Source organism: Cellulomonas sp. (assembly GCF_015234515.1).
GTDB lineage: Bacteria > Actinomycetota > Actinomycetes > Actinomycetales > Cellulomonadaceae > Cellulomonas.
In genome coordinates this window covers 24,884-34,318 of record NZ_JADGMY010000013.1, presented here as the reverse complement: position 1 = coordinate 34,318, position 9,435 = coordinate 24,884, and the positions used below count along the sequence as shown (strand labels likewise).

7 protein-coding genes are annotated in these 9,435 nt (G+C 75.8%); all 7 read right to left on the bottom strand.

From position 1 onward, the window contains the following. Window positions 1-74: 74 nt before the first annotated feature. The 7 genes from IR158_RS04750 to pucL all read right to left on the bottom strand — a co-directional run bounded on the left by IR158_RS04750 (window position 75) and on the right by pucL (window position 9,432). Window positions 75-2,879, bottom strand: coding sequence for a molybdopterin cofactor-binding domain-containing protein (locus tag IR158_RS04750; RefSeq protein ID WP_291810209.1), 2,805 nt, complete (start codon window positions 2,877-2,879; stop codon window positions 75-77). Further along, window positions 2,876-3,673: an FAD binding domain-containing protein gene (locus tag IR158_RS04745; RefSeq protein ID WP_291810206.1), complete on the bottom strand. Its 798-nt coding sequence runs from the start codon at window positions 3,671-3,673 to the stop codon at window positions 2,876-2,878. The genes IR158_RS04750 and IR158_RS04745 overlap by 4 nt, the downstream gene beginning before the upstream one ends. Further along, the gene (locus tag IR158_RS04740) at window positions 3,673-4,563 is read right to left on the bottom strand and encodes a MurR/RpiR family transcriptional regulator (protein WP_291810203.1); all 891 of its coding nucleotides are present in this window, start codon (window positions 4,561-4,563) and stop codon (window positions 3,673-3,675) included. Before IR158_RS04740 ends, IR158_RS04745 begins: the two co-directional genes overlap by 1 nt. Further along, window positions 4,560-5,843, bottom strand: a complete 1,284-nt coding sequence (locus IR158_RS04735) for an allantoate amidohydrolase (RefSeq protein WP_291810200.1) — start codon at window positions 5,841-5,843, stop codon at window positions 4,560-4,562. The genes IR158_RS04740 and IR158_RS04735 overlap by 4 nt, the downstream gene beginning before the upstream one ends. Further along, a complete protein-coding gene (locus tag IR158_RS04730; protein ID WP_291810198.1) occupies window positions 5,840-7,048 on the bottom strand; it encodes an alanine--glyoxylate aminotransferase family protein in 1,209 nt (402 codons plus the stop codon). The genes IR158_RS04735 and IR158_RS04730 overlap by 4 nt, the downstream gene beginning before the upstream one ends. A 72-nt stretch (window positions 7,049-7,120) precedes the next feature. Next, complete coding sequence (gene allB, locus IR158_RS04725) at window positions 7,121-8,518, bottom strand: allantoinase AllB (protein ID WP_291810194.1); 1,398 nt, start codon at window positions 8,516-8,518, stop codon at window positions 7,121-7,123. 11 nt (window positions 8,519-8,529) lie between these two features. After that, complete coding sequence (pucL, locus tag IR158_RS04720; protein WP_291810192.1) at window positions 8,530-9,432, bottom strand: factor-independent urate hydroxylase; 903 nt, start codon at window positions 9,430-9,432, stop codon at window positions 8,530-8,532. Between the last annotated feature and the right edge of the window lie 3 nt (window positions 9,433-9,435).

Below are 9,435 nucleotides of genomic sequence, written 5' to 3'. Positions count from 1 at the left end.
AGGGTCCAGAGCTCGCTCGCCTGACCCGGTCACCGGGTGGTTCGCCAACTGGCCGCGTTGGCGGCACCTGTTCCTCAGGACGCCGCCGCTGCCCGCGCCAGCCGCCACACCCGGTCCTTCGTCATCGGGATCTCGTGCGGGCGCACGCCGAGCGCGTCGCGCACCGCATTGGCTAGCGCCGGCGCGACCGGGTTGTACGGGGCCTCGCTCATCGACTTCGCGCCGTGCGGGCCCAGGCCGTCGCGCGTGCGCGCCAGCAGCACGCGCGTCGGGGGGACGTCGGCCATCTGCGGCACGCGGTAGGCCCGGAGGGCGCGCGTGACCACGACCCCGTCGCGCAGCAGCGTCTCCTCCTGGAGCGCCGAGCCGATGCCCTGGGCGACGCCGCCCTCGATCTGACCGCGCAGTTGCTCGGGGTTGAGGACGACGCCCGCGTCGGCGGCCTGCACCGACTGCAGGATCCGCACGCTGCCGGTCGCGGTGTCGACCGCGACGCGGAAGCCGTGGACGTTGAACGCGACCGAGCGCGGGCTGCCGTGGTGCGTGCCCTCGGCGCTGCGGGGGCCCAGCTCGGCGAAGGTCACGAGGCGGCCGCCGACGCGCACGCCGTCCGGTCCGACCACGGGGGCGTCGTGGTCCGTCGGGCCGTCCCCGCCCGCGACGTCCGACGCGACGCCCGACGCGACGCCCGCCTCGTGCGCGCCCTCGACGACGTGACGGGCCGCCGCGACCAGGTCGTCACGCAGCAGCGCTGCCGCCTGCGCGACCGCCCGTCCCGCGACGACCGACCCCGTCGACCCGTACGCCCCCGTGTCGTACCCGGCGCGGTCGGTGTCCGACTGCCGCAGCCGCACGCGGTCGGGCGTCGTGCCCAGCGCGGTGGCGACGAGCTGCACGTGCACGGTCGACGTGCCGTTGCCGAACTCGGCGGTGCCGACCGCGACCTCGTAGCGCCCGTCGGCGTCGACCGAGACCTCGGCCGTCGAGTGGTGACCGCGCGGCGGGATCGTCGCGATCATCGCGACAGCCATGCCCTCGCCGACGCGCCACCGGTCGCCGACCGGCACGACCGCCGCGTCACCCCCGCGCGTCGTGACCAGTGCGTCCTGCACCAGGTCCAGGCACTCGAGGAGCCCGTAGGACGGGGTGTCGTCGCCCGGCTCGACCAGGCCGTACCCCAGGTCGGTCGTCGTGTCGGCGTGGTTGACGAGGAACGGGTCGCCGGGCCGCACGACGTTGCGACGGCGCATCTCGAACGGGTCGAGGCCGACCTCGCGCGCCAGCTCGTCGATCGCGGACTCGAGCCCGAACATCACCTGCCCCAGCCCGTACCCGCGGAACGCGCCCGAGGGCAGCTGGTGGGTGTACACCGCCTCGGCGTCCACGCGCTTGGCAGGGCACCGGTACTGCGCGACCGACTCGTGGATGCCGTGGAACAGCACGCCCGGCGCGTGGTTGCCGTAGGCGCCGGTGTCGGTGAGCACGTCGAGGTGCATCGCGGTCAGGTGCCCGTCGGCGTCGGCGCCCAGCGTGACCTCGACGCGGACCGGGTGCCGGCAGGGCGCCAGCGCGAGCTCGTCCTCGCGCGTCATCTCGTACTGCACGGGACGGCCCGTGCGCAGCACCGCGAGCGTCACGAGGTCCTCCGTGAGCAGCTCCTGCTTGCCGCCGAACCCGCCCCCGACGCGCGCCGCCACGACCCGCACGCGCTCGCGGTCGAGGCCGAACACGTGGCACAGCTCCTCGCGCACGAGGAACGGGACCTGCGTGCTGGTGCGGACCACGAGCCGCCCGTCGTCGTCGAGCCACCCCACCGCCGCGTGCGTCTCGAGCGCGGTGTGCGACACGCGGGCCGTGCGCCACGTACCCCGCACGACGTGCGCCGACGCCGCCAGGGCGGCGGCCACGTCCCCGACCTCGCCGTGGCTCGCGGCCACCACGTTGCGCGCCGGGTCGGCGATGCGCGATGCCGTGGCGTCCTTGTCGCCGTGCACCAGCGGAGCGCCGGGGCGGCGCGCCTCCTGCGGGTCGAGCACGGCGGGCAGCGGCTCGTACGCCACGTCGATGAGCGCGCACGCCGCCTGCGCGACCGCCACCGAGTCGGCCACGACCGCCGCGACGCGCTGACCGTGGAAGCGCACGACGTCGTCGAGCACGCGGGTGTCGTCCGGGTCGTCGGTGCGGTGCTGGTGGCGGCCGGTCGAGAAGAGCACGTCGGGGGAGTCGCGGTGGGTGAGCACCAGGTGCACGCCGGGCAGCGCCTCGGCGCGGCTGGTGTCGATCGCGAGGATCCGCGCGTGGACGTGCGGCGCCCCGAGCACGGCCAGGTGCAGCAGACCGGCCGGTGGCTCGTCGAGCGTGAACGGCTCGCGCCCGCACACGATGCGCCGCCCCGCGGGCACGGCGACGGAGTCGCCCACCCCGCCGTCCCGCACGACGTTCGTCTTGCCCGCCAGGGCGTCGCGCACCGACCGGTAGCCCGTGCACCGGCACAGGTTGCCCTTGAAGCGGCGGACCAGGCCGTCCTCGTCGAGGTGCACGTGCCCGTCGTCGTCGGCCAGCGCGCTCGCGGTGACGACCATGCCGGCCGTGCAGAACCCGCACTGGAAGCCCTGTGCGTCGACGAACGCCCGCTGGACCGGGCTGAGGTCGTCCGGCGTGCCGAGGCCGGCCGCCGTGGTGACCTCGGAGTCGACCGCGCGCGCGGCGGGCACCAGGCACGCGTGCCGCGGCTGCCCGTCGACGAGCACGGTGCACGCGCCGCAGTCGCCGGAGTCGCAGCCCTTCTTCACCGCGACGTGCCCCTCCTGGCGCAGGAAGGTGCGCAGGCACTGGCCGGGGGCCGGCGCGGCGGTGACCTCCTGACCGTCGACCCTCATGCGGTCACCTCCCCGACGGCCTCGTGCGCGAGCAGCGTCGTCACGGCGCGCCGCCAGTCGGGGGCGCCGTGGACGTCGTCGTACCACTCGACGTCCGACAGGACCCCGCTGACCTGCGCGGACGTGGGCGCAGCGGGGAACCGGTGCTGGACCGGGCGCGGCGTCGCGGCGGTCGCGGTGAGCGTCACGGTGCCGTTCGCGTCGCGTCGCGCGACCACGAGCGAGGCGGACCGTCCCACCGCCGTCAGTGACACCTGGCGCACCGCGACGCGCGAGCTCAGCGCGTGCTCCGGGACGTCGAACGCGCGCAGCACCTCACCGGGCTCGAGGGTGGTGCGGCCGGGCCCGACGACGAGGTCCGCCACGGCCTCTCGCCGCTCCCCGCCGTCCGTCGTCCACACGACCGCGACCGCGTCGAGCGCCGTCAGCAGCGTCGTCATCGCCCCCGCGGGCAGGGCGAGCGCGACGTTGCCGCCGACCGTCGCCTGCCCCTGGACCTTGAACGACATGAGCAGCGCGTCGGCGCACGCGCCGACCAGCGGCCACGCCGTCCAGGCGGGGTCGGGTGCGGACGCCGCGAGCTGCTCGACCGTGCACGTCGCGGCGATCCGCAGCCCGTCGGCCGTGCGCTCGACGGGCGCCCACCCCAGCGTCGTGAGGTCGACGAGGCCCGTCACGCCGGGCTGCGGCTCGGAGAACAGCCACGTCCCGCCCGCGAGCAGCCGCTCCCCGGGCGCCAGGCGCAGGTCGGCCCGCGTGCGGGCGGACCGCAGAGACGTCACGGCGAGGTCCATCAGCGCACCTCGACCTCGCCGAGCGTGCGGTACGCCGAGTCGATCGCGGCGACCCGCTGCTCGCCCGTGCGCCCGCGGCGTGCCAGGACGGCGTCGGCCAGCGCGGCGACGACGGACGACGCGGCGGCGTACGAGTCGAACGCGCCCCGCGCCTGCACCGGGCACTCGAGCCACCACGTGGCGTGAGCCGCGAGCGCGCGCGCCGTCGGGTCGGCGACGAGCACCACGGGCGTCCCGCCGGCCCGTACCCGCTCGGCGAGCGCCCGCACGCCCGGCGGCCGGCGCCGGAACGCGACGAGCACCACCACGTCCTGCGGCGACAGGTCCACGACGTCCTCCGACCACGACTGCCCGGGCTGGGGCAGGAGCGTGACGTGCGGGCGCACCTGCGTGAGCTGCTGGCGCAGGTGCAGCGCGACCGGGTAGCTGCTGCGCAGGCCGACGACGACGACCCGCGGCGCGTGGGCCAGCACGTCGGCGACGGCGTCGAGGTGCACCCCGAGCGCCGCGACCGCCGCCCGCACCGCGACGGCCTCCGCCGCGGCGTGCGCGTCGAGGTCCGGTGCGGTACCGAGCGTCACCGGCACCCCGTGCTGGCGCAGGCCGCGCACGTGGTCGCGGACCTGGGTGAAGTCGTCGAAGCCCAGGCTGCGGAACAGCCGGCTCATGGTGGCCTTCGACACCCCGGCGAGCGTCGCGAGCTCGGCCGCCGTGTAGGTCGAGAGGTCGCCGAAGTGCTCGAGCAGCACGTCCGCACCCCGCCGCTCCTGCGGTGGCAGCTCGGCGTAGCGGGCCACCACGCGCTCGTCGAGGCGCAGACCGTCGACGTCGGTGGCGGCGGCCGCCGGCACGGTGGCGGCCGGGACGACGGCGGCCGGGACGGTCGTCATGCCCGTGCCTCGGCCCGCGCGCCGCTCCGTCCGTCACCGGGCGCCGTGCGCGCCGGGGCGTGGTGCGCGACCTCCCGCACGGCGGTCGTGAACGCGTCGAGCCCGGCGGCGACGTCCTGCTCGCGGACCGCCTCGTCGGGGTGGTGGCTGATGCCGTCGTGGCAGCGGAGGAACAGCATGCCGACGTCCGTCACGGCCGCCGCGGCCATGCCGTCGTGCCCCGCCGGGCTCCACACGTCCATCGGGTCGCCGTCGCCCGACGCGACGACACCGGAGCGCAGCGCGTCGCGCAGCCACCCGGCGCACGGCGTCGCGGGCGCCTCGTACAGGTCCGTGACGGTCATGCGCAGGCCGCGCGCGGCGCACAGGGCCTCGAGCCCGGTCAGCAGCTCGTGGCGCGTGGCATCGCGCTGGGCGTCGGTCGCGGCGCGCAGGTCGACGGAGAACACCGCCCGGCCCGGGATGACGTTGACGGCGCCCGGTTCGACGCTGATCTGCCCGACCGTGGCGATGGCGCCCGTCCTGCGGGCCGTGCTCTCGACCAGCAGGACGGCCTCGGCCGCGCCCACGAGCGCGTCGCGGCGCCGCGGGTACGGCGTGCCGCCCGCGTGCCGCGCCTCGCCGACCACCTCGACGCGGAACCGCTGCGCGCCGGCGATCGAGGTCACGACGCCCAGCGAGCGGTCGGCCTCCTCGAGCAGCGGTCCCTGCTCGATGTGCGCCTCGAGGTACCCCACGAGGTCGTCGGGCTGCCGGGCGGCGGTGCCGATCCGTGCGGGGTCGAGCCCGAAGTCGCGGGCCGCCTGCGCGAGCGTCGTGCCGTCCGCGTCCCGCAGCGCCCACCACGCGTCGTCCCACGAGCCCGCCAGCGCGCGCGACCCCAGGAGCGCGGTGCCGAAGCGCGCGCCCTCCTCGTCCGTGAAGCCGACGACCTCCAGCGCGCACGGCCAGGTCGTCACCTCGTCGCGCAGCCGCTCGACCACCGCGACGGCCATGAGGACGCCGAGCATGCCGTCGTACCGGCCCGCGTCGGGGACGGTGTCGAGGTGCGAGCCCAGGAGCAGCGCCGGCAGCCCTGGCTCGCGGCCCTCGACACGTCCGCACAGGTTGCCCGCCTGGTCGCGCCACGTGCGCAGGCCCGCTGCGGTCATCCAGCCCTCGACGAGGCCGTGGGCGGCGGCCAGCGCGGGCGTCAGGTGCGCACGGTCGAGGTGGTCGGGGTTGTCGCTGCACGCAGCGAGCGCGTCGCAGCGGGCCAGGACGTCGGCGGCCGTGGTCATGCGGCGAGCACCGCCTGCGCCGCGGTGACGCCGCCGCCGGTCGGCACCGTGGCGCCGTGCGCGCGCAGCACGTGCTCGAGCGCCGCGAGCGTCGTCAGGACGGCGTCGCGGCGGGCGTTCCAGCCCATCGTCCCGATGCGCCACACCCGCCCGTGCAGTGGGCCGAACGACGTGCCGATCTCGATCGCGAAGTCGTCGAGCATCGACTGGCGGACCGCGTCGGCGACGACGCCGTCCGGGACGTGCACCGCGACCACGTTGTGCATGCGGTGCGCCGGGTCGCCGAAGAGCCGCAGCCCCAGCCCCTCGACGCCCGCGGCCATCGCCGCGCCCGCGACACGGTGGCGCTCGATCGTCGCGTCCAGCCCGTCCTCGAGGACGATGCGCGCGCACTCGTGCGCCGCGTACAGCATCGACGTGGCCTCGGTGTGGTGGTTGAGGCGGCGGGGCCCCCAGTAGTCGAGCAGCTGTGCGAGGTCGAGGTAGTTGGAGCCGATGACGGTGCCGCGCGGCTCGTCGTCGTCGGTGCGCAGGCCCTCCTCGACGTGCCGACGCGCCTGCACCGCGTCTCGGGCGCGGTCCGACAACGTCGCCGGCGCGCTGCCCGACGGCCCGCCGAGGCACTTCTGCAGCCCCGCGGTCACGACGTCCAGGCGCCAGTCGTCGGTGCGCACGTCGTTGCCGCCGAGGGACGCGGTCGCGTCGACGTAGAGCAGCGCATCGTGCTCCTCGCAGACGGCGCCGATGTCGGCCAGCGGCTGGCGCATCGTGGTCGACGTGTCGCCGTGGACGACCGCGACGAGCCGGGGGCGGTGGGTCCGGACGGCGTCCGCCACCCGCTGGGGATCGACGACCTGCCCCCACGGCACCTCGACGGTCTCGACCTGCGCGCCGGCACGGCGTGCGATCTCCACCAGGAGGTGCCCGAACCGCCCGAACACGGGGACGAGCACGCGGTCGCCCGGCTCGACGAGCGAGACGACCGACGCCTCGATCGCGGCACGCGCGGTGCCGTCGACCAGGAGCGTCGCGTCGTTCGCGGTGCGGAACACCTGGCGGTACAGGTCCTGCGTCGCGTTCATGTACCCCGTCATCACCGGGTCGAACTGGCCGACCAGCGGCGCGGACATGGCCCGCAGCACGCGGGGGTCGGCGCTGATCGGCCCGGGCCCCATGAGCAGGCGGTGCGGCGGGTGCAGGGTCATGGTCGGCACGCTACGAAACGGCCGTTTCACCGAGGTTTCCGTCGGGTGCGCGCCGGATGACGCCGCGTCGCCTCACGGGCGGGACAGCAGACGCCCCGTGCCGGCCGTCACCGCGCCGTCGCGCGCCACGACGCGTCCGCGCAGGACGGTCGCCGTCACCGACGCCGAGAGCTCGACACCGTCGTACGCGCTGACGGGGTTGCGGTGGGCGAGGGCCCGCACGTCCACGTGCAGGGGGACGTGCGGGTCGAGGACCAGGACGTCCGCGTCGGCGCCGGGCGCCAGCCGGCCCTTGTGCGCGAGGCCCACGAGGTCGGCGGTGGACGCGGACATCCAGCGGCTCACGTCGGCGACGTCGATGCCGCGCGTCGCGGCACCGTGCGCGACGGCCTGGAACCCGACCTGCAGCCCGGCGACACCGCCCCACGCCTGCTGCAGGTCCCCGCCGCCGCGCAGCTTCTCGGCCGCGGTGGAGGGCGAGTGGTCCGTCACGACGACGTCGATGACCCCCGCGCGCAGGCCGTCCCACAGCGCCTCGCGGTTGCCGGCGTCGCGGATCGGGGGGCAGCACTTGTGCGCCGGGGACGCGTCCGGGATCCGGTCCGCGTCGAACGTCAGGTAGTGCGGGCACGTCTCGACGGTCACGGGCAGGCCCTCGGCGCGCGCGTCGGCCAGCAGGTCGAGCGCGCGGGCGCTGGACAGGTGCAGCACGTGCACGCGGCAGCCCGTGGTGCGCGCACCCGCGACGACGCGCGCGATCGCCGCGGTCTCCGCCTCGTGGGGGCGCGACGCCACGAAGTCCCGGTACGCGCCGCCGGGGCGGACCGGGGCGCCCGCCAGCACGTCCGCGTCCTCCGCGTGCACGATCACCAGGCCGTCGAACGCCGCGACCGTGCGCAGCGCCGCGTCGAAGCCCGCGGGACCCAGCGGCGCGAACTCCTCGACGCCCGACGGCGACAGGAAGCACTTGAAGCCCATGACCCCCGCGTCCCACAGCGGGCGCAGGTCGTCGAGGTTGCCGGGCACCGCGCCGCCCCACAGGGCGACGTCCACCGACAGCTGCCCGGTCGCGGCGCGCCGCTTGGCCGCGAGCCCCGCGGTCGTCGTGGTCGGCGGGATGCTGTTGAGCGGCATGTCGACGAGCGTCGTCACGCCCCCCAGGGCGGCCGCGCGCGTCGCCGACGCGAACCCCTCCCACGCCGTGCGGCCCGGCTCGTTGACGTGCACGTGCGTGTCGACCACACCGGGCAGGACGTACGCGTGGTCGGGTGCCGCGAGGACCGGGCCGTCGACGGGGTCGTCGTACGGACCGACCGCGCTCACCCGCCCGTCGGCGAGGTGCAGGGTCGCCGGACGCAGGACGCCGTCGAGGAGCACCTGCCGGCCGCGCACGGCGGTGAGCAGGTCACCGGGGACCGGCTCGGTGCCGGCCCGCGGCACGGGCGCGCCGCTCTCGGCCGTCGTCGTCATCGTCGCCCCCTTCAGACGAAACCGGGCACGGATGCCCAGACGTGGGGCACCGGGGGATCGCCCTCGCGGTGCACGGCCGCCTCGATCAGGCCGTACGGGCGGTCGGCGGCGTAGAACACCTCGTTCGGGTTCTCCAGGCCGAAGGGCTCGAGGTCGACGAGGAAGTGGTGCTTGTTGGGGCACGACAGCCGCACCTCGGCGACGTCGTCGCAGGCCTCGAGCACGGCCCGGCCCATCGCGAAGATCGTGTGCTGCAGCGCCAGGGAGTGCACCTGCGCGAACGTCGACAGCAGCAGGTCGCGCACGACGGGGTAGCGCGCCTCGAAGTCCACGTCGGCGTCGGTCCACCGCCACCAGGCGGTCACCGACGTCGCGAGGACGCGGTCCTTCGTCTCCGCCAGCGTGGTGTGGGCGTCCCGCGGGAAGCCCCAGAACTCCGAGCCGGTCGACTTCAGCACCGTCGCACCCGTGAAGCCGGAGATCACGTGGACGTCGTCGCCGTCGAGCTGCACCACCGCGCGCCGTGTCTCGCGTCCCGTGCGGACGAACGCGTGGTCGTGCGGCTCGCCGTCCACCGCGATGCGGTCCCACGCGTGCACTTCCGCGGCGAGGCGCCCGCCGGTGACCTGGTCGAACCCGTCGACGAAGTGCCGCCCCAGCCGCAGCAGGAAGCGCTCCGGCGACCCGACGCCGTACCGCTTCGCGAACGCGTACACGGTGTTCTTCTGGGTGTCGGTCGCCACCACGTGGGCGTTGTCGCCCGTCGTGTGGCACGCCTCGAAGTCACCGCGCAGCTGCGTGGTGACCGTGAGGTCCTCGATCTCGTGCACCGGGGTGTCACGCGTGACCCGCACGAGGCGCACCTCGGCCTTCCCGTACTGGTTCGCTCCCAGGACGACGTCTCCCACGGCCATGCG